The following is a 17,119-nucleotide window of genomic DNA, read 5'->3' on the forward strand; positions in this document are numbered from 1 at the left end:
CGTTCTTTCTATATACTTTTTATACAAATGGGAAGTACAAGTTTTACAAATTCAACCGATTAAACTAAAGTAACGCCGTCCAAATACTGACGACTCAAAAAGCTGAATTTGAACAGGAGAATTTCAATGTTAAAATTAGCATCGAAATTTTTGATTTTAGGTTTTCTTTTAAAAATTAGTTTCTACGTTGCAATACTTTTTTGGATTAATCCGATAATTTTAGTATTCGTACTTCCAATTGTATTTTTAATTTTGCTAGTTGGTTTACTAATATTTGTATTCAATCGACCTATGTACAATAAAATTATAAATTCATTTAAAATAATGCATGAAAATATGAAAATTGCTTTTCTAAATTTCTTTAGAAAATTCAAATCAACAAAAAAAGACACTAATCTGGATTAGTGTCTTTTTTATTGAATTCACTCTTCAAAATACCCATGAAGTAACTGTCATGATAAGAACCATTACTGAAAAATTGCTCTCTCATCTGACCTTCTACTTGGTATCCAATTTTTTTATATATATGAATTGCTTTTTCATTTGAAACATCAACGTACAGGTAAACTTTATTCAAGTTTAGAGAATTAAATGCATATTCTGTAGCCAATTTCATAGCTAATTGAGCATATCCGTGACCAGAATAAGTTTTATAAATAATTACTTGAATCTCACAGTTGTTGGCTATATTATCTATTTCCACTAGCTCAACAATACCAACCTGCTTGTCATCAGCTTCAACAACAAAGCGTCTTTTTGATTCATCTGATAAATATTTCTGGAATTTGTTCTCTGTTTCCTCAATCGATTCAAAGGGCTCTTCATACCAGTAACCCATAATATCTTTATCATTAAACAACATATTTAAGAACGGTAAATCTCGTTCTTCCAACGGTCGAATTTCCATAAATACCTCTCTTTCAACTATATATATGTTATCACTAATTTTATATAAATTCCTTAAAGTAAACAAAAAGGAGTTAATATCTATCGATATTAGCTCCTTTTTCTAAACATATTTTTGATCTTACCTGTTAAGTTTAATATCATCAAGTACACTGGAATTCCAAACATAACAAGTGAAAATAAGATAACTACTAAAGTGGATATAATATCAAATAGCATATATCTGTCCTCTTTTCATAGTTACATTATGACATAAAATTATTTATTTATAAAACACAATATTCATTATTTATTAGTTAATTTCATACACATTCAATGATACCTGTTTGAAGAAGTCATTGGGTGTAAACCAGATGTCCATCCACTCTGACTGACTTTGTTCAAACTTAGATCTGGTCATGTAATCATCTAAGGAGTTATAGTAAAAATTCAAACTTACATAAATTTTATCATATTCCTCACGCATGGCCATTTCCATTTTTACATGAGTAGGTTCTGAATTAAATTTTTCAGCTCCTGATTGTTGAAATTTTGCCATTAATTTATCTAAATTCTTTGTCTCTACTTCGTATACAAAATCTGCTCTAATCATAATTTTCTCCAATATTTTAGTATATAAATTATATCAAAAGTAACTCTTTATTTTACCCATTCTCTAATTTTATCTAACTGATAATCACTCCATATATCTAATGGATTACTTCCGTCATCATTTTCTCCTTCATATACACGAACTACTGGAAAACTTCTGGCTCCTTCTAATTTGAATTTTTCAAGTTTTTGTGTGCCCCAGTCACTTTCTGGATCTACTAAAATTTTTTTCACTGGAATAGAATTTCTTTCAAATTCTTTAGCGGTAAGCATACACTTCATACAATTTTTTGTATGATATATAACAACATGAATCATCTGAACATCCCCCTGCTTTTTATTGTTTTTAAAATAATAATGACTTATAGTATGGAAGATAAGTATACTAAATATAGAACAAAACAGATAGGAAGTCACACATGAGATCATTTGCTGAATACTTAGAACAATCTGCTACACCTAGAAAATATCAAAAACCTGTTATTGCAACTATTGAGAGACTGAAAAATAGTTCAACGGCAATGTCACAATTTGAGGAAGCAACTGGAAAAAAACTTTCAGATTTCCCAGACAGTTCGGTTATTGTCTGGAATGAAGACACTTCAACTGAAAAAATTAGCTTTGGAATAGTGAATTTAAACGACGATGGTACAGTAACAACTACCATGGATCTAGAAGACGCATATACTCAAGATCTTAGTTTCTTTTCTTACGAATATAGTACCTTCGAATTACAACTAGATAAGAGTATCTAGTTATTGAATTTTACCGCATAATAAAAAAGCCCTCTCATATGAGATGGCTTTTTTATACTAAATCTCTATTTCTATATCCTATGTATCCAATGATTATCAGAATCATAGATATTAATAACATCGACCAAACATAATTATAGTTTATAGATTCAACCGGAACTCTATTCCCCCAACCAAATGATGTGATTTTTTTAGCCCAATCAGGTAATTTTAATAAACTACCTAGATACATTGAAAATATTCCATAAAATACATATACCCATGAAATAAAACTATATTTTGGAATCAAACCTACTATAATCGCAGATATTGCTACTACAGTGAAAATCACTGGTAAATATGCGATAAAGATGTGCCAATATATTTCAAAATCTAATTTACCATGTTTTAACACGGAATTTCCTGAAAAATATACTCCTAATAATGATATAAAGAAGCTTAGTATTCCTGTGAAAATTGACCAAAATAAATAACTTATGAACATTCTAAATCGTGTTACTTTTTTTGCATAAATATTTTCTAAATATCCTTTTTCTTGATCAGATTTCAGACTATTCATAATTTGTACAGCCGGAATCACAGCTAACCCTATGCAAACAATAACTATTATACTTAGAAAATTTAAGAGTATTTGATGATTAGCAGCGTCTACAGCTCCTTTTCCAAAAACAGTTTGCATAGTAGGATTAGTCTTCAAAATATCACCAATAGTATTAAAAATTGATCCGTACGTTACACCTAAAATTAATAAACCAATGGACCAAACAACTATGTTTCCCCGATGCAATCTCCAAACAAGTGACATAGGTCCAGTTAAAACCATTGATGCTTTAGAACGACCATTTCTAGCTGCAAAAATTCCAGATCCTATATCTCGATACTGATTGAAAAAAACTGCTAAAGCCCAGATTACTACGCAAAGTACTAATAAAGTAAATACAGGTGTCCAATTATTAGCATGAAATGCAGATATTTTTTCTATTATTCCTAGTGGATTAAACCATGTTAACTTGGGATTCTTTAAATCTGTAATTATTCTGGCAATATATATAATTCCAAATACTAAGTAACTTAGGATGTTTGCGGTACGAGTGCTATCAGCTAGCTGAGCCATTAACAATCCTACCATTCCAAAGAATAGTCCCTCCATTGCTAACGACATAGCTATTAACCAGGCACCCTCTGTAGTTACACCAGACATTCCACTAAATTGGATACCCAGACCAAATAATATTCCCACCAATAAGTTTAATATTAGTATCTCTAATGTCAAAGACAATATAATTGCAAATTTACCGACTGATTTTGATGAGATTAATTCAGTTAATCCTTTGCTCTCTTCACCAATTGAGCCTTGCACTGAAAAATAAATATTCATCACTATCATCATAATTGCCATGAAAATTAGCATTTCTGCGCCAAAAACATCAGCGCTAGTCTTAAAGGGAATATCAAAACTTCCAAACATTGATACCATCGATGTAGACTTCAAAGTGCTCTCTATTGCCAAAATAGAAGACTTTGAACCATAAATATCACTGAATTTAATTGCAATTACAGTCATAATTCCACTAAGTGCAATTATCCATGCCAGTAATTTCCAAACGTCCCGACGAATGGAAAACTTTGTTAAAAATAAGGTTTTATCAAATTTATTATTCATGTTTGACCACCTCTTTTGCATTATCTTTGTAATAACGTAAGAATAGGTCTTCTAATGTAGGTGGTGTACATTGCAACGTTAAAATATCTTTAGATGCTAAATAGTTCATAGCTTCATCCAAATGATCAGAATCTACAGTGAATCTCAATTTTTCATCTAATTTACTTAGATCATGCACATATGAGTTACTGCTAATTTCAGATAAGTCTTTTTTTGTGCTTACTATAATCTGCGATCTAGTTAAGTGACGCATTTCATCCAGAGTACCGGTTTCGATAATTTTGCCTTCACGGATAATTCCTATTCGATCACACATTCGCTCTACTTCAGATAAAATATGACTAGATAACAAAATACTTTTCCCTGAATTTTTGAGATCTATTACTTCTTGTTGAAATACCTCTTCCATAATTGGATCTAGTCCTGAAGTTGGTTCATCAAATATATATAGTTCTGCGTCTGTAGAAAGAGCAGCGATCAAAGCAACTTTTTGTCTATTACCTTTTGAATAAGTTCGTGCTTTTTTGGTAACATCTAAATCAAATTTTTTGATCAGTTCATCCGTACGACTTGAGTGTTTATTATTATTCATCTTTAAAAACAAATCTATAATTTCTCCACCTGTCAAATTAGGCCACAAGAAAACATCTCCAGGTACATATGATAAACGTTTATGTATTTCAACAGTATCCTTCCAAACATCATTACCAAAAATAGTAACGTCACCAGAACTCTTTTTTAAAATTCCTAGCAATACCCTTATAGTGGTCGACTTTCCAGCTCCGTTGGGTCCAATAAATCCGAATATTTCACCACGATGAACATTAAATGTAATATCCTTCAAAGCAGAAAATTTACCAAAATTTTTCTTTAAGTTTTTTATTTCTAATATTGTTTTATCTTCTGTCATAATAGGTTCCCCCTATATTTTAATTTCAGTATAAAATCTAGAGTTTTTTAAATCAATTTATATAAAAAAGTAAATTATAATTTCCATTTATTGTCTGTTATAATCAAACAGTTGTCCAAATCTGAAGACTTAAAAAGCTGAAACATATTTTTAGGGGAAATCATGAGTTTACAAAAATTATTAATATTAATTGCTTCAATCGTTGGTATATTATCAACATTTTTAAATTGGTTTAAAGGTCCATTCGGTATAAATATTTCTGGAATTTCTAGTGAAGATAGCTACGTAGCTATTATTCTTTTAATCGTAATAATAGTTCTTGTAGCTATTAAAGACAGAGTTTCTATACTAACTGGTAAAATCAAAATAGCAACAGTTGTATTAGGAGTATTAAATTTACTATTAGGTCTTTTTGAAATAATTAATGCTTCTCAAACAACCTATATGGGACAACATATTGTATCTCCTGGTATTGGATTAATTATTTATGTTATAGCTTCAATTGCTATAATTGTCCTACCATTTATCAATCTTTCTCAAAAAATTGGAACAAAAGATTAATCAAATAAAAAAGCTTCTACAATTATGTAGAAGCTTTTTTATTTAAAATATATACTTATAGTTAGTAACAATAGAAAGGAACCAAAAAAAATGAAAAAAATATCAACATCATCAGTGGATAAAATAGGTACAGTAGCAAGTATAATGTCTGTACTTATGTACGTTTCCTATATTCCTCAAATTATGTCTAACTTATCTGGAACAAAGGGAAATCCTATACAACCGTTAGTCGCTTTTATTAACTGTTCTATTTGGACAGCATATGGTCTACTAAAGGAAGAAAAAGACTGGCCTATTGTTTGGGCAAATATACCAGGTATCTTCTTAGGTTTAGCTACATTTTTAACTGCTATATTTAATTTTTAATTTTATTGACGTCCTCTGAATTTAGATTGATATATTTATCACAATATCCGAAAAAGTTTTATTCATTTTACATATAATAATTTATATTATAATGAACATAATTAATATCGTATGATATGTATAATTAATTTATTAACTAATAGGAGGACAACATTATGACAATATTAAACATAATTGCTTTAGCACTTGTAATTATTGGTGGTCTTAACTGGCTACTTGTAGGTGCATTCAAATGGGATTTAGTTGCTGCTATCTTCGGTGGTAGAGAAACAGTTCTAGCAAGAACTGTATATATTATCGTAGGTATTGCCGCTCTATACTCGATTACATTCTTTAGTTTATTTTAAAATAAACCAAAAAAGACCTTACAATGTAAGGTCTTTTTTATTTGATTCAAATTATCTAAAGCCGCTTTTCTTTAAAGATCATAAACAAAAAGGTAAAATCAAGTTGTGATTAACCCACAAAGGAGTGATAATTATGAATTATATTCCTGAAGATAAAATTGCAGTTTCACCTGGTCAAAGAATAGCATCTGAACGTAAATTAAACAATCTTTCTCAAAAGCAGTTGGCTGAAGATATATGCTCACAATCTATGATTAGTAGTATTGAAAAAGGAATTTATGTCCCAAATGCAATACTATTATCTCGTCTTTGTATGAGATTGAATATCTCAATGGATAATGCTGTCCTAAGTTCCTATTTAGAAATTGGAGACATGGAAGGCTTTAATGAAAAAATCAAATCTCTTTGTAATAATCACGACTATTATGGTATGTTGAAATACTTGGATGATTCCAAGATAATAGATCAACTGTATAAAAATCAAGATTTCCAAACATATTACTATTATTATGCAGTGGCAACTTATCAATATTTAAATGACCAACATGAAAGCCTTAGATTGCTAAATTTAGCCTATCAATACACCTATTCAAAAGGACAGAAAAGTTTTATTCCAAATGAAATACTAATACTTTCAGTAATTGCATATATAAAAGTCCAATCAAATGATGTAACAAGTGGATTTAAGGATTTTGAAACTGTTCTTAAAATTGTTGAGAATAATAGATTTTCCAGCTACAACGAAAATATCAATATTCTCTATTATCTATATGGCGTTTGTTTATATGAAACAAAACAATATAGAAAATCAATAAAAATTCTTAACGAAGGAATTAATTGGACAACCCTTCACTCATCATATTACATGCTTTCAGATCTATTTTTAGCACTATCAAAATCATATAATAGTCTGGATAACAAATCAGAAGCACAAGAAGCTATCTCAAAAAGTGAAACAATTGAAGATGTATTTAAACAATACGCATACAAAAAAGACTGACATTAATATTTCATTAGTGTCAGTCTTTTTAAAATTTCAATAGAATTCTACCTTTTGAATGTTTCTCTTTTGATTCTATTTGGGCTTTTTTTATATCTTTAAAATCATATTCATTTTGAATATAGGCTTTGATTTTCCCAACATTCAATAAATTTAATAATTTTTTATATCCATTTAATGAAATGGGCCCATTAATAAATCTAAATGATTGTTTTTCTGTAATTCCTGAATATTTCATTAAAGATAACGAAACAATTTCTAATTCTTCATAGTAGTTAGTTATTTCATTAAGAAGTTCAATGTTGCCAACTGTATCAATCACTTTATTGGGTTTTATTTGTTTCTTAAGCTGGGTAACAATATTAGACTCATAATTTATTATACGGTCTGCACCTACGCTTTTTACAAATTCCATATTTTCTGAGGAAGACATCGCTATGACATTTGAACCTCTTAGTTTTAATAATCGAACAACATACGTTCCTACTCCTCCAGAAGCACCAGTAACTAGTACATTATCTTTTTCACTCGCATTAATTGAGTCAACAGCTTTTAGTGCAGCGTCCCCTCCACCAATTATAGTTGTTGCATCATTAAGGCTCACTTGATCAGGTACAGTAAATAACAGTGGTGGAAATTCTGAATTTATCAACTCTTTAGTAGAGCCATTCATACTCATTCCAATAACTTTTTTACCAACTAATTTCTTATCTCTCAATTTACCCACTTTACTAACTATTCCGCCAAATCCATAACCTACCACAATGGGTAATTGTACATTTCTAATTCCCTTCAACTGACCATATTCGGTCATTAAATCATATGGCAAAACTGGTACAAATTTATTTTCTACTATTACTGAATAGGGTTTGATCTTATTTTCTTCTAAATCAACAATATCTAAACTGGAAATACCACTATAATTCTTTTGAATGACAGCTTTCATTATATTTGCCTATAATTGGCTTTCGACATTTTCAGATTCAGAAACTGCTTTTAAAACCTCTAATACTTGTTTAAAAGCAGATTTTGTTATTGGCTTCAAAATAGATAATGGCAACTTAATAGACGAAATATTAGTTAAGATCAAATCCTCTCTGAGATTTACCTTACCCTCATTATCAGTCAAAGAAAAAATAACCTTATACTCGAGTTTTCCCATAGTTGAAATATATATTATTCTGTTATTTTCTTTTTTTACTTGTATGTGTTCAACCGAATTGACAGCTGCTGTTTTTCGAATAATCACAAAACCATCACTATCTTTTTTAACAGTATCTATATCATGATCCCATTTCGTTATATTTTCTAAACTCAACAGAATTCCTGATAATCTCTCTACACTAGAATTAATATCAATTTCGTTTTCAAAAAATACACTTTCATCTTTAACATTTTCCATGACTCTTACCTCGTTTATATTTATTTTACAGCTTAAATATAGAGGCTATTTGTGTAGAAATAAAATAAGAGTTCTGATATTTTTGGAATTAGTTTAAGTAAATCTATAACTTCAGTAATCAGAATTTACCTTTAATCTTCACTCAATTTATAGTTTATTTTTACTTTTTTAATATCCACCTTTTTTAAAGGAATTGAACGCATTGATTTGGGATTTTCTTCTTTAATTATATTTTTTGATTCATCTTTAGAGTCATGAAAAGCAAAATTTCCAGATCTTGGATATGCCATACCTTCTATTTCTTTATCATCTGAAATAGAGTACTCCCATAAATAATCATCACTATTTTTATGATTTTCATCATTAACGTAGAATGAATAAAAATAACCCGAAAGAACATTGTTCGATGTGATGTAAGTAAAAGTAATACTGTTAACACCCTTGTAATTTTTTACTACATCTTCAAGGATGATATTTTCTACATTTACGTCTAATAAATGCACAATTTGCTCCTTCAACAATAAAAACTAAATTTATCAATATATTCATACGCACTAACCCGTACTATAAAATTAAATAATAAACGCAAGATGACCTCCACCAAACATGGTAGAGGTCATTTTCAAATTTATTGATAATATCATTATATTAACCATAATAAACAAGAAACTTTTTACAGCTAAATACAAAACTATATAAAGTTTTTAAAAATTGTTATCACTAATCTTTTTTATTAATTTTTTCTGCAACCTTATCAACAATATCTTCGGCTTTTTCTTTTGCTTTACCAACTTTATCTTGAACTTTACCTTTCAATTCTCTTTTATCGTCACTAGTTACTTTTCCTACAGCTTGATTTGTTTTACCTTTAATAATATCTTTTTTACTTTCTAAACTCATAATAAAACTCCTCTCATGTTAATAACTAAAGGCTAGCATCAGCAGAAAGTAATATCAATTTATTAGCTTATTTATTTTTATCTAAAAAATAAGACTACCTAAAGTTTAGGTAGTCTTTATACGTTAATGTAATTTTTCTTGTAATTTATCGCCAGCCTCATCAATACCTTTTGCAGCCAATATTGTTCCACCAATAAGAACGCCACCCACTACCAAAGTACTAACTGCCAAAACCTTAAATGTTGTTTTTAATATATCCATATTTGTTTCCTCCTATGACATTTTTCTTACAACAAACGAAACAATCAATACTAGGATTATAGCACCAATTAATGATGGTATAATTGCCATTCCGGCTAATTGAGGACCCCATGATCCTAATAGACCTTCACCAATTGAAGAACCAATAATACCAGCTAGAATATTACTAATCCATCCCATAGATTTGCCATTATTTGTAATTGCTCCTGCAAGAGCACCTATAATCGCTCCAATAATTAAAACCCATAACCAATGCATAATTGATTCCTCCTTATGTAATTAGAATAATTATATTATATAATACTCAGAATAATTTTAAAATTTTAACCTACATGTCAAGCCTATATTATGATAACAACGTACAAAATTCATAACTAATGAATAATTCAATTATTATAGTCAGACATTTGCATTGTTTATCTGATAATCAAAGCACTCCTCGACATTTTCAAAAATAAGTTACATATTAAACCGATAAATAATATTTCTATTAAATTACAGTTATATTAAAGTTCTTTTTATATACTATATTTTTTAAATTTTATGATAATATTTAGATATATTAATTAAGGAGGGAAATTCACATGATTACATTATTCAACTTAACTAATCTTGCATTTTGGACATCACCAACCGTTCAAGGAACTATCGGAAACACAGCAAATTATATAACAAGTGGTCTTAAATAATAAAAAAGTCTTCTAACTGGAGGCTTTTTTTGTTGCAAAAACGTATCTTTATTTTCATGTTTTTTTGATTTTTAATAAAAAACTTTTAAAATAAAAAATCAATAAACAAACAATATAATACTTAATTTTGAAAAATAAAAAGCTTCTACTAAATTTAATTAGTAGAGGCTCTTTTATTAGATATACATAATTAGATATTGTTCACTGCTGTAGCTGAAGATTCTTCCATTTTAGTATTATCTAATTCTTTATTTTGTGATGAATCTGTTTTAGATTCTGAAACACTATCTGATGATGTGCTATTTTGATCTGCAGATTCATTTTGTACATCTGAGTTGTTTTCCTTTGGAGATTCAGCATTAATGCTATTGCTATCTAGTGAAGTATCTCCATTTTCAGGTTGTTCTGAATTATCACCCAACATTGTAACATCATCTTTATGTACATAATTTCCATCGCCACATGGCAATAGTTCAAGACCATCTTTGGTTACTATACTACTGTTGTTGACAGTATGTATTTCTTCTGAAGGTGTTGCCAGTACTCCTACTGAACGAGCATCTTTATCCAAAAGTGATATTGTTTTTTCAACTTTAAATTTAGTATACACAGGTTCAACGTCAGAAGCTCTAACTGATAAGTCACCTGCATTATGTCCCTCATTATTTTCTTGTGAATTTAAAGTAGATGCTAAAGCACCAATAACGGCACCTGGAATAATACCACTAGGTGCAGCGTTAAGTCCCGATATTCCCCCTCCTATCGGAGCACCTAAAGCAATTCCCACAGTAGCACCAGGAAGAGCTACTGATAGAGTTCCTAAGGAGCTAATAGCTGCAACCGTTGGTACAGAAACCAAGGCTCCACCTAGTCCAGCTCCAATAAGAGCATTTAATGGATGTAATAAAGGAACTGGAGTTAAAAAGCCTAAAGCTCCCCCTGCTAGAGTTGTAGGAATTCCTAAGAATAAACCAACAGGTAATCCTATAGCAACTCCCAAACCTTCTGCTGCTAAAGTTGCAGGTGCATTTGCAATAAGTGCTGCGGAACTTCCTAATATAGCGCCATTATACAGTCCCGATGGTACACCTAGTGCTCCTGCTACGGCAGCCCCTCCTGCTGCCCCAGTTAAAGTACTAGGAATAATATTGGAGTAACCCTCATTACTACTTTTATTAGAATCAAATTGGAAATATGTGTCTCCGTTAGGAACAATATAGACAATATTACTATCATCTACATTATTCACTGTCGCCATATCTCTGGTCAGTACTTCCTTACCATTCTCCATTGGGAACTATGGTAAAAATCTAGGGACTCTGGTTTTTCTAGCTGTCTTCTTTTGTTATACGCCTTGTCGGTTTCAGAACGAGATACCTCATCAAAATCAACAAGCACCCGTTTTCCATTCTTAAATATTAGTTTCTTTGGTTTCAAACTAATAAACCCTTATTGCAATAACTAGCCAACCAATTCCTAGAGCAACTAAAGCAATAATCAACGGTATGAATACTGGTAAGAAAACTAACCACCAACTCCAAGTAATAAACCCTGTTATTTTTGCAATAACAAATATCAATGTTAACACTTCTAAAAAGTGCATTCTTTTGTTTGTTTCTTTAGATTTCATATATAATTAGATTTCCTTTCATTTTTAGTTAGCTGTATATTTTATTATGATATTATTGCGTTAATCAGGTCACATAAAACTGTTGCAATGCAATAATCATTTAATATAACTGCATTTTTGGTAATACTAGTCAGCTAGTTACCGTGTTATAATAACCTATACTAGAGAAGGAGAAGTACTAACATGAAAAAAACATTAAAATCAATTTTAAACAGCATGGCAATTACAATTTCAGTTTTTGCCTCTTTAGGGGCTTTAACACCAGCAATTTCTAATGCGGAGGTTACAACACCTTCTGATGAAGTACAATCTACTGGAACTAAATATGGCGATTGGAGTGATTCTGTCATTCACACTGTGGTCCAGACTAAGGATCTTTTGGGTATTCCTCTATATGATAAAGATGGTAATGTGATTGAGAATAGATCACTGGGAGCAAATTCATTCTGGTTTACTGATACAAGACATGAAAATAGTAAAACTGGAGAAGTATTCTATAGAGTGGCCACAAATGAATATGTAAGTGAAAAATCTTTAACTTCATATGTAGAAAAATAACTTTAATCATAAATATACTAAGACATCAATATTTTATATCGATGTCTTTTTTTACTCAAATTGAACTCACACTATCTTGCGTAAAGGGAAGATCAAATTCATCAGTTAATTTCTGAGCAATTTGGGTATATGTACTGCCAGCTTTTCGTAAATCCCTTGCTCTATTAATTTCTTTCATATTCCAAGTTCTCAAAAGCTTCCGTCTCCTTACGTAAAATAGTATTATTTTTATTTCTTAATAAAACTTTTATAGTAATCAAGTGCACAATATGTAAAATACAATATTTGAAAAATACCAATCATTATAAAAATAATTCCTCCAATTAAATTATCAGTAGTAATAAAAAAAGCAACTGTAAGTGCTATTGATAAAACACTTAACCAGTTCATCATTATAAAAGACATTTTGTTATTCATTTTTATATCCTCCATTTATTAGACAAAACAAAAAGCACTACCTAATTAATAGGTGTGCTTTTACTTGTTTAGTTCATTTGAACAATTACTACAATACTTTGGAGCAATGTATTTTTCCTCATTATCAATAACTACCAACATCCGAGGAATTTTATAAGAACAATGTTTACATGTATTCATATTAGGGGCATCCTTCTAGTTTTATATTTGAAACTATATTATATATTAATATCAGAAGTAAGCAAAACAAAAAGCACAGCCGAATGAGCGACTATGCTTAGCGTTGTAATTTTTTATAGGACTACTAATAGTTGACCGCTTTATCTTCTATTGCTTCATCGATATAATCCAACGCGTCATGGAACAATGTAGGATCCATATCTTCTGCATAATCTAATAACTTCATGTAGTTATCAGTTAGTTCATATAATGTAGCCATAAGTACTCCTTTCGTGGTAAACTTAACTTGTAGTTTATATTGCTTAGTCCCTTATTCAGTTGCCTCTGATTGGGACTTTTTTTGTGACCTAGAGTATTCGATATTTATCACCCCTTTCTTTGGTATAATTTTGGTAATAATATAGGAGGAGACCTTAAATTGTCTTATTTTTTTCAATATATTTTTTCGAATCTAATTTCTTTAATCGGTTTAATTGTTGTACTTATTAGATGGTTTTTAAATAGGACCGTAATCAAAACAAATGTTATGTTTGCCGGAACATACGATACAATTGTTCAAGGATTTCCTTATAAAAAGATCATTCAAGATATGCCAGACAACATGATGCTATATGATCTTGAAATTATTAATTTTACTGATAGAAACATAGGGATTAGATTCATTCATATAGGTGATGATAATATCGACCACATGGCTGATAGAGATAAAAAGGATTATCTTCAAAACAGTGAAGATAAATCTACTCCCATGTACGTATATAATTCTAAAATGAAACACTATCACCCTTTTAACGCCCCCGGCTCTTCTGGACATCTCGTTGGAGAAAACCAAAACTCACTGTTTACAGTTTTGGTTCCAAAAAATATGAAAAATCCTTATTTGTTAATTGCGCTCGTTCACATTCCGTTGTTTTTACCCCAAAAAATAAATTCATTTCCTCATAAAATTTATAGAATTAATTGGAAAAGAAAACCTTATACGATAAAGAGATTTCTTTAATCATTTTGAAAAAAATATAACAACAATCAGAAAAATAATTGGTAACGTATAACTAATCAAAAAATCTGTAATATTCATTTCTGACACCTCCGGGTGTTATTTTTTTACTCTAAAATATCCTTTACTTCTAGATTTAAGAGTTTTTGAATTGCCAACATGTGTTTTCCGTTAGGATATGTTTGTTCATTTTCCCATCTAGACACAGTACTTTTTGCGACTTTATCGCCACTTATCTCACTAATTATTTGTGCAAACTTTGCATTGCTTATTTTATTTTCGAGACGATACTTTTTTATATCTTTGCTTATGTTCATTCTCATCACCATTCTTCTTCTACCCATTCATCGTACAAACGATCTTCTAATTCATAATCGTATGTATCAGGAAAAACTACTCCATACCATTTTCCGTCTTCGTCCATTACTCGAAGTAATCCTTGATATTAAAATTATGTTTAGCTAGATCTTGAATGAACATCGTTAAACTGACTGAACCTATAATTGCTACTCCAATCCAGCTTAGTAATACGTCTATTGAAATCATTTAATTCACCTTCATATCAATAATTTCTAGCATGTGTTTTTCTAAAAATTCATCGAATCCTTTTCGATTAATCTTGTAACCTTGACCTTCTGTTGGATAGTAAATGCATCCCCCATTTTCTACATCTAATTCATCTTTAAATGTTCGAAAAGTCTTCATTAGTCTCTTTTCGCCAAATCCAGAATATTCAATTGCTTTCTCTTTAGTTAGAACAGCAGGATAAGTTACAAGTTGTTTCATTGCTTTAGAAATTTCTTCATTTACTATTGCTTTGAAATATTCATCATCTAAATTTAAGTTTGCTTGCATTTAAATCTTCTCCAATATTCGAACTAACAGCGCACCATTTTGGCGTAACTCGTAACTGTTAGTTTCGTTTTCATTTGCTGATATTAGTTGTTCAGCTAGTTCAATCAGTGAATTCTTTTTAAAGTCTTTTAAAATGTCATCAGCTGTTTCGATAATAGTTATATGGCGTTTACCATCGACATTTTCAACCACAGCTTCATCTTTTTCCTTAAGTCTTGAAATTGTTTTACTTACACTTGATTCATTAATATCAAGTCTTTCGGAAATTTCTTTATTAGTAGCAAATGGATTTTCAGTTAACGCCTCTTTGATTCGCTGCTTGTTAGACATTGGTTTATCCCTCCTCTTTAATATTTAGTACTTGGTGTACTTTCTTTCGTATTTCGATATCTTTAGGTGTCATTCCACCCTTGATAGATCTATTAAGTTGTTGAGCATTAACACCCAGCAATTTTGCTAACTCTTTCTGTGTCATTCCACGCTCTAACAGAGCCACTTTGGTAGCTCTACCAAGTTGATGAAAGTAATCTACAACTTGTTGTTCTGACATACTATTTACTCCTTTCTATGTTTGATATAATGTAAATATGAAAAATCCATTATTGTTCCGTTCAAAAATAAGATTATTAAGAATCCAAATTAACTCGATGCTTCACGATGGTATTGCCAAAGATAAATTCAAGGATGATTACTACATGAATCAGTTAAATGAGTTGAATTTATTTTTATACAAAGCTGTTGATTATTCCGATGAAGGTCTAAAAACTTCTGGAATTGAATTAACTGATGAAGGAAAACATTACCTTCAAGGAAGTTTTGAAACCTTTATCAGAAACGTTTTTACTTCATTAGTTACACCAATTGTTGTTTCGGTAATTACCACGCTTATAACTCTTTGGTTATTTGGCAAGAAATAGAATTCCAGCAGTTGTAAAGAAACTGACAACAAAAGGCCAAAACACATTTTTATAAAACAAACCATCGATTCTATGTATCTTATCTTCTTCAGTTGGTATATCTTCTTCATCATATTCAATTATCAAAGTGTAATTTTTAGGTAGAAGAATCTTATTACCATATTTTGAATAAACATCATAAGACTGGTACTTTCCTCCCTGGAGAGTTAGTCTTTTTTTTTATTCATATTTACTCCTTTCCGTAATTAATTCATCAAGTTGTTGACTAATTTTACACGTTTGTGTATTATGTAGGCATAGCAAATAAACGAATAACAAGCACCCTATCCCCTTACGACTCCTACATCTTATGGGATAGGTCTGTTTTCTTATTGCTAAATTACTTGATGAATTAATAATAACACATACGTGTAATTTGTAAACACTTTTGTGTAATTTAATATTATTATTTTCTCATCAGCCATGGAGAAAATTGATATGACAACATTTGAAAGAATAAAACAAATTGCAACTGAAGAAGGTTACACACTTCGAGAAGTCGCTTCTAAATCTGGACTCAGTGAAAATGCTATCTATAGATACAATCAGGGTATCAAGCCTAAATATGACAGTTTAAAGGCGATAGCAAACACTTTAAACGTTTCTGTGGAATACTTATCAGGTGAAACTACTGAAAGAAAAAGACCAAAGGAAATCGATTTAAAGGAAGCATTTGAAGATGACTATACCCTGTTAAGTTGGCAAGGTATGGAAATTACTGACGAAGAAAAAGAAATGATTCGACGTATTTTAAATGGAGGAAAATAAAAATAGATAACTTAATTACTTATTTACTCAATTACGCATTTGATAATGATATTGGTTATAACCTATTAACCGATTATGATTCTAAATGGCCACCTGTTTCAATTCCAGAACATAATATTATGTTGATAAACATGAACTGGTACAAGCAAGATGAAATACCTATGCAAATAGGTCACGAAATAGGTCATCTTATTAATGGTGAAAAATGCTATATGAGTGATATTAACAAAATAAAGATAGAACATAGAGCCGACATGTTTGCTATTGATCTCATAAAGCAATATTGCATTGAAAATGATATTGAGATAAATAGTAAGATCGAACTTATCCAAAATTTTGGAATACCTGAATCAAAAATTTATTCTATGGGAATGTAACAAACTGTCCAAACACTGACGACTCAAAAA

The 17,119-nt window shown here is 30.2% G+C and carries 33 protein-coding genes; 11 read left to right on the plus strand and 22 right to left on the minus strand.

From position 1 onward, the window contains the following. The first annotated feature begins 126 nt into the window (after window positions 1-126). Entirely contained in the window at window positions 127-405 is a 279-nt protein-coding gene (locus CS873_RS05840; RefSeq protein WP_099974935.1) for a hypothetical protein, read from the plus strand. Here CS873_RS05840 and CS873_RS05845 read toward each other — a convergent pair. The 3 genes from CS873_RS05845 to CS873_RS05855 form a co-directional block, all read right to left on the minus strand. Continuing rightward, a complete protein-coding gene (locus CS873_RS05845) occupies window positions 392-907 on the minus strand; it encodes a GNAT family N-acetyltransferase (RefSeq protein ID WP_099974936.1) in 516 nt (171 codons plus the stop codon). The two genes, CS873_RS05840 and CS873_RS05845, sit on opposite strands and share 14 nt — an antisense overlap. Before the next feature lie 291 nt (window positions 908-1,198). After that, on the minus strand, window positions 1,199-1,498 hold the full coding sequence (locus CS873_RS05850) for a hypothetical protein (RefSeq protein ID WP_099974937.1): 300 nt from the start codon (window positions 1,496-1,498) through the stop codon (window positions 1,199-1,201). A 47-nt stretch (window positions 1,499-1,545) separates the two neighbouring features. Beyond that, a complete protein-coding gene (locus CS873_RS05855; RefSeq protein ID WP_099974938.1) occupies window positions 1,546-1,815 on the minus strand; it encodes a thioredoxin domain-containing protein in 270 nt (89 codons plus the stop codon). Window positions 1,816-1,916: 101 nt separating this feature from the next. On the opposite strand from CS873_RS05855, the gene CS873_RS05860 reads away from it, so the two are divergent. After that, entirely contained in the window at window positions 1,917-2,252 is a 336-nt protein-coding gene (locus CS873_RS05860) for a hypothetical protein (RefSeq protein ID WP_099974939.1), read from the plus strand. 52 nt (window positions 2,253-2,304) lie between these two features. Here the strand turns inward: CS873_RS05860 and CS873_RS05865 are convergent, their stop codons facing one another. Together CS873_RS05865 and CS873_RS05870 are read right to left on the minus strand one after the other, a co-directional pair. Continuing rightward, complete coding sequence (locus CS873_RS05865) at window positions 2,305-3,915, minus strand: ABC transporter permease (RefSeq protein WP_099974940.1); 1,611 nt, start codon at window positions 3,913-3,915, stop codon at window positions 2,305-2,307. After that, window positions 3,908-4,825: an ABC transporter ATP-binding protein gene (locus CS873_RS05870; RefSeq protein WP_099974941.1), complete on the minus strand. Its 918-nt coding sequence runs from the start codon at window positions 4,823-4,825 to the stop codon at window positions 3,908-3,910. The genes CS873_RS05865 and CS873_RS05870 overlap by 8 nt, the downstream gene beginning before the upstream one ends. A gap of 162 nt (window positions 4,826-4,987) precedes the next feature. Between CS873_RS05870 and CS873_RS05875 the strand changes: the two genes are divergently transcribed. The 4 genes from CS873_RS05875 to CS873_RS05890 all read left to right on the plus strand — a co-directional run bounded on the left by CS873_RS05875 (window position 4,988) and on the right by CS873_RS05890 (window position 7,099). Further along, complete coding sequence (locus tag CS873_RS05875; protein ID WP_099974942.1) at window positions 4,988-5,386, plus strand: hypothetical protein; 399 nt, start codon at window positions 4,988-4,990, stop codon at window positions 5,384-5,386. 90 nt (window positions 5,387-5,476) lie between these two features. Then, window positions 5,477-5,752: a SemiSWEET family transporter gene (locus CS873_RS05880; RefSeq protein WP_099974943.1), complete on the plus strand. Its 276-nt coding sequence runs from the start codon at window positions 5,477-5,479 to the stop codon at window positions 5,750-5,752. A 155-nt stretch (window positions 5,753-5,907) separates the two neighbouring features. Next, entirely contained in the window at window positions 5,908-6,099 is a 192-nt protein-coding gene (locus CS873_RS05885; protein ID WP_099974944.1) for a DUF378 domain-containing protein, read from the plus strand. 133 nt (window positions 6,100-6,232) lie between these two features. After that, on the plus strand, window positions 6,233-7,099 hold the full coding sequence (locus tag CS873_RS05890) for a helix-turn-helix domain-containing protein (RefSeq protein WP_099974945.1): 867 nt from the start codon (window positions 6,233-6,235) through the stop codon (window positions 7,097-7,099). 28 nt (window positions 7,100-7,127) lie between these two features. Here CS873_RS05890 and CS873_RS05895 read toward each other — a convergent pair whose 3' ends face one another. From CS873_RS05895 to CS873_RS05930, 8 genes are all read right to left on the minus strand, one after another. Continuing rightward, entirely contained in the window at window positions 7,128-8,045 is a 918-nt protein-coding gene (locus tag CS873_RS05895) for a zinc-binding dehydrogenase (protein WP_099974946.1), read from the minus strand. 9 nt (window positions 8,046-8,054) lie between these two features. Beyond that, complete coding sequence (locus CS873_RS05900) at window positions 8,055-8,501, minus strand: polyketide cyclase (RefSeq protein WP_099974947.1); 447 nt, start codon at window positions 8,499-8,501, stop codon at window positions 8,055-8,057. 131 nt (window positions 8,502-8,632) lie between these two features. Continuing rightward, window positions 8,633-9,004 carry a hypothetical protein gene (locus CS873_RS05905; protein ID WP_099974948.1) on the minus strand — a complete coding sequence of 124 codons (372 nt, stop codon included), beginning with the start codon at window positions 9,002-9,004 and terminating at the stop codon, window positions 8,633-8,635. 217 nt (window positions 9,005-9,221) lie between these two features. Further along, entirely contained in the window at window positions 9,222-9,401 is a 180-nt protein-coding gene (locus CS873_RS05910) for a CsbD family protein (protein ID WP_099974949.1), read from the minus strand. 123 nt (window positions 9,402-9,524) lie between these two features. Beyond that, window positions 9,525-9,662, minus strand: coding sequence for a hypothetical protein (locus tag CS873_RS08135; protein ID WP_099974950.1), 138 nt, complete (start codon window positions 9,660-9,662; stop codon window positions 9,525-9,527). Between the two features lie 12 nt (window positions 9,663-9,674). Continuing rightward, complete coding sequence (locus CS873_RS05920) at window positions 9,675-9,920, minus strand: GlsB/YeaQ/YmgE family stress response membrane protein (protein ID WP_099974951.1); 246 nt, start codon at window positions 9,918-9,920, stop codon at window positions 9,675-9,677. Window positions 9,921-10,541: 621 nt separating this feature from the next. Then, complete coding sequence (locus tag CS873_RS05925; protein ID WP_099974952.1) at window positions 10,542-11,609, minus strand: hypothetical protein; 1,068 nt, start codon at window positions 11,607-11,609, stop codon at window positions 10,542-10,544. 180 nt (window positions 11,610-11,789) lie between these two features. Continuing rightward, a complete protein-coding gene (locus CS873_RS05930) occupies window positions 11,790-11,981 on the minus strand; it encodes a hypothetical protein (protein WP_099974953.1) in 192 nt (63 codons plus the stop codon). A 183-nt stretch (window positions 11,982-12,164) separates the two neighbouring features. Between CS873_RS05930 and CS873_RS05935 the strand changes: the two genes are divergently transcribed. Further along, a complete protein-coding gene (locus tag CS873_RS05935; protein WP_099974954.1) occupies window positions 12,165-12,539 on the plus strand; it encodes a hypothetical protein in 375 nt (124 codons plus the stop codon). Window positions 12,540-12,594: 55 nt separating this feature from the next. On the opposite strand, the gene CS873_RS08140 is transcribed toward CS873_RS05935, so the two are convergent. The 3 genes from CS873_RS08140 to CS873_RS08175 all read right to left on the minus strand — a co-directional run bounded on the left by CS873_RS08140 (window position 12,595) and on the right by CS873_RS08175 (window position 13,395). Continuing rightward, window positions 12,595-12,732, minus strand: a complete 138-nt coding sequence (locus CS873_RS08140; protein WP_169922456.1) for a hypothetical protein — start codon at window positions 12,730-12,732, stop codon at window positions 12,595-12,597. A gap of 35 nt (window positions 12,733-12,767) precedes the next feature. Beyond that, on the minus strand, window positions 12,768-12,956 hold the full coding sequence (locus tag CS873_RS05940; RefSeq protein ID WP_099974955.1) for a hypothetical protein: 189 nt from the start codon (window positions 12,954-12,956) through the stop codon (window positions 12,768-12,770). A gap of 304 nt (window positions 12,957-13,260) precedes the next feature. Beyond that, the gene (locus CS873_RS08175) at window positions 13,261-13,395 is read right to left on the minus strand and encodes a siphovirus Gp157 family protein (protein WP_138108142.1); all 135 of its coding nucleotides are present in this window, start codon (window positions 13,393-13,395) and stop codon (window positions 13,261-13,263) included. A gap of 159 nt (window positions 13,396-13,554) precedes the next feature. Between CS873_RS08175 and CS873_RS05945 the strand changes: the two genes are divergently transcribed. Then, window positions 13,555-14,136, plus strand: coding sequence for a hypothetical protein (locus tag CS873_RS05945; protein WP_099974956.1), 582 nt, complete (start codon window positions 13,555-13,557; stop codon window positions 14,134-14,136). 104 nt (window positions 14,137-14,240) lie between these two features. Here CS873_RS05945 and CS873_RS05950 read toward each other — a convergent pair whose 3' ends face one another. The 5 genes from CS873_RS05950 to CS873_RS05965 form a co-directional block, all read right to left on the minus strand. Then, window positions 14,241-14,450, minus strand: a complete 210-nt coding sequence (locus tag CS873_RS05950) for a helix-turn-helix transcriptional regulator (protein ID WP_169922457.1) — start codon at window positions 14,448-14,450, stop codon at window positions 14,241-14,243. A gap of 106 nt (window positions 14,451-14,556) precedes the next feature. Continuing rightward, window positions 14,557-14,679, minus strand: coding sequence for a hypothetical protein (locus tag CS873_RS08310; protein WP_281252412.1), 123 nt, complete (start codon window positions 14,677-14,679; stop codon window positions 14,557-14,559). Next, entirely contained in the window at window positions 14,680-14,988 is a 309-nt protein-coding gene (locus CS873_RS05955; RefSeq protein ID WP_099974958.1) for a DUF771 domain-containing protein, read from the minus strand. Then, complete coding sequence (locus CS873_RS05960) at window positions 14,989-15,318, minus strand: winged helix-turn-helix transcriptional regulator (RefSeq protein ID WP_099974959.1); 330 nt, start codon at window positions 15,316-15,318, stop codon at window positions 14,989-14,991. 4 nt (window positions 15,319-15,322) lie between these two features. Beyond that, complete coding sequence (locus CS873_RS05965; RefSeq protein ID WP_099974960.1) at window positions 15,323-15,538, minus strand: helix-turn-helix domain-containing protein; 216 nt, start codon at window positions 15,536-15,538, stop codon at window positions 15,323-15,325. Between the two features lie 37 nt (window positions 15,539-15,575). On the opposite strand from CS873_RS05965, the gene CS873_RS05970 reads away from it, so the two are divergent. Further along, window positions 15,576-15,905 (plus strand): hypothetical protein, encoded by a 330-nt coding sequence (locus CS873_RS05970; protein WP_099974961.1) that lies wholly within the window; start codon window positions 15,576-15,578, stop codon window positions 15,903-15,905. Here the strand turns inward: CS873_RS05970 and CS873_RS08145 are convergent. Next, window positions 15,888-16,031, minus strand: a complete 144-nt coding sequence (locus tag CS873_RS08145) for a hypothetical protein (protein WP_169922458.1) — start codon at window positions 16,029-16,031, stop codon at window positions 15,888-15,890. The genes CS873_RS05970 and CS873_RS08145 overlap by 18 nt on opposite strands. Before the next feature lie 351 nt (window positions 16,032-16,382). Here CS873_RS08145 and CS873_RS05975 point away from each other — a divergent pair, with 351 nt between their 5' ends. Together CS873_RS05975 and CS873_RS05980 are read left to right on the plus strand one after the other, a co-directional pair. Beyond that, a complete protein-coding gene (locus tag CS873_RS05975; protein WP_099974962.1) occupies window positions 16,383-16,712 on the plus strand; it encodes a helix-turn-helix domain-containing protein in 330 nt (109 codons plus the stop codon). 131 nt (window positions 16,713-16,843) lie between these two features. After that, the gene (locus CS873_RS05980) at window positions 16,844-17,089 is read left to right on the plus strand and encodes a hypothetical protein (RefSeq protein ID WP_169922421.1); all 246 of its coding nucleotides are present in this window, start codon (window positions 16,844-16,846) and stop codon (window positions 17,087-17,089) included. Window positions 17,090-17,119: the final 30 nt, after the last annotated feature.

Origin of the sequence: Companilactobacillus metriopterae, from assembly GCF_002762335.1 — a bacterium.
Classification (GTDB): domain Bacteria; phylum Bacillota; class Bacilli; order Lactobacillales; family Lactobacillaceae; genus Companilactobacillus; species Companilactobacillus metriopterae.

What these genes read in the sequence shown, in the direction of transcription:
- CS873_RS05885 (WP_099974944.1), top strand. Translation starts at nt 5,908, where the DNA reads ATGACAATATTAAACATAATTGCTTTAGCACTTGTAATTATTGGTGGT.
- CS873_RS05965 (WP_099974960.1), bottom strand. Translation starts at nt 15,538, where the DNA reads ATGTCAGAACAACAAGTTGTAGATTACTTTCATCAACTTGGTAGAGCT.
- CS873_RS05980 (WP_169922421.1), top strand. Translation starts at nt 16,844, where the DNA reads ATGAACTGGTACAAGCAAGATGAAATACCTATGCAAATAGGTCACGAA.
- CS873_RS05950 (WP_169922457.1), bottom strand. Translation starts at nt 14,450, where the DNA reads ATGAACATAAGCAAAGATATAAAAAAGTATCGTCTCGAAAATAAAATA.
- CS873_RS05890 (WP_099974945.1), top strand. Translation starts at nt 6,233, where the DNA reads ATGAATTATATTCCTGAAGATAAAATTGCAGTTTCACCTGGTCAAAGA.
- CS873_RS05850 (WP_099974937.1), bottom strand. Translation starts at nt 1,498, where the DNA reads ATGATTAGAGCAGATTTTGTATACGAAGTAGAGACAAAGAATTTAGAT.
- CS873_RS05970 (WP_099974961.1), top strand. Translation starts at nt 15,576, where the DNA reads ATGAAAAATCCATTATTGTTCCGTTCAAAAATAAGATTATTAAGAATC.
- CS873_RS05900 (WP_099974947.1), bottom strand. Translation starts at nt 8,501, where the DNA reads ATGGAAAATGTTAAAGATGAAAGTGTATTTTTTGAAAACGAAATTGAT.
- CS873_RS05895 (WP_099974946.1), bottom strand. Translation starts at nt 8,045, where the DNA reads ATGAAAGCTGTCATTCAAAAGAATTATAGTGGTATTTCCAGTTTAGAT.
- CS873_RS05935 (WP_099974954.1), top strand. Translation starts at nt 12,165, where the DNA reads ATGAAAAAAACATTAAAATCAATTTTAAACAGCATGGCAATTACAATT.
- CS873_RS08175 (WP_138108142.1), bottom strand. Translation starts at nt 13,395, where the DNA reads ATGGCTACATTATATGAACTAACTGATAACTACATGAAGTTATTAGAT.
- CS873_RS05910 (WP_099974949.1), bottom strand. Translation starts at nt 9,401, where the DNA reads ATGAGTTTAGAAAGTAAAAAAGATATTATTAAAGGTAAAACAAATCAA.
- CS873_RS05925 (WP_099974952.1), bottom strand. Translation starts at nt 11,609, where the DNA reads ATGGCGACAGTGAATAATGTAGATGATAGTAATATTGTCTATATTGTT.
- CS873_RS05855 (WP_099974938.1), bottom strand. Translation starts at nt 1,815, where the DNA reads ATGATTCATGTTGTTATATATCATACAAAAAATTGTATGAAGTGTATG.
- CS873_RS08135 (WP_099974950.1), bottom strand. Translation starts at nt 9,662, where the DNA reads ATGGATATATTAAAAACAACATTTAAGGTTTTGGCAGTTAGTACTTTG.
- CS873_RS05955 (WP_099974958.1), bottom strand. Translation starts at nt 14,988, where the DNA reads ATGCAAGCAAACTTAAATTTAGATGATGAATATTTCAAAGCAATAGTA.
- CS873_RS05845 (WP_099974936.1), bottom strand. Translation starts at nt 907, where the DNA reads ATGGAAATTCGACCGTTGGAAGAACGAGATTTACCGTTCTTAAATATG.
- CS873_RS05975 (WP_099974962.1), top strand. Translation starts at nt 16,383, where the DNA reads ATGACAACATTTGAAAGAATAAAACAAATTGCAACTGAAGAAGGTTAC.
- CS873_RS05880 (WP_099974943.1), top strand. Translation starts at nt 5,477, where the DNA reads ATGAAAAAAATATCAACATCATCAGTGGATAAAATAGGTACAGTAGCA.
- CS873_RS08310 (WP_281252412.1), bottom strand. Translation starts at nt 14,679, where the DNA reads ATGATTTCAATAGACGTATTACTAAGCTGGATTGGAGTAGCAATTATA.
- CS873_RS05875 (WP_099974942.1), top strand. Translation starts at nt 4,988, where the DNA reads ATGAGTTTACAAAAATTATTAATATTAATTGCTTCAATCGTTGGTATA.
- CS873_RS05940 (WP_099974955.1), bottom strand. Translation starts at nt 12,956, where the DNA reads ATGAATAACAAAATGTCTTTTATAATGATGAACTGGTTAAGTGTTTTA.
- CS873_RS05920 (WP_099974951.1), bottom strand. Translation starts at nt 9,920, where the DNA reads ATGCATTGGTTATGGGTTTTAATTATTGGAGCGATTATAGGTGCTCTT.
- CS873_RS05865 (WP_099974940.1), bottom strand. Translation starts at nt 3,915, where the DNA reads ATGAATAATAAATTTGATAAAACCTTATTTTTAACAAAGTTTTCCATT.
- CS873_RS05840 (WP_099974935.1), top strand. Translation starts at nt 127, where the DNA reads ATGTTAAAATTAGCATCGAAATTTTTGATTTTAGGTTTTCTTTTAAAA.
- CS873_RS05930 (WP_099974953.1), bottom strand. Translation starts at nt 11,981, where the DNA reads ATGAAATCTAAAGAAACAAACAAAAGAATGCACTTTTTAGAAGTGTTA.
- CS873_RS05870 (WP_099974941.1), bottom strand. Translation starts at nt 4,825, where the DNA reads ATGACAGAAGATAAAACAATATTAGAAATAAAAAACTTAAAGAAAAAT.
- CS873_RS05860 (WP_099974939.1), top strand. Translation starts at nt 1,917, where the DNA reads ATGAGATCATTTGCTGAATACTTAGAACAATCTGCTACACCTAGAAAA.
- CS873_RS05960 (WP_099974959.1), bottom strand. Translation starts at nt 15,318, where the DNA reads ATGTCTAACAAGCAGCGAATCAAAGAGGCGTTAACTGAAAATCCATTT.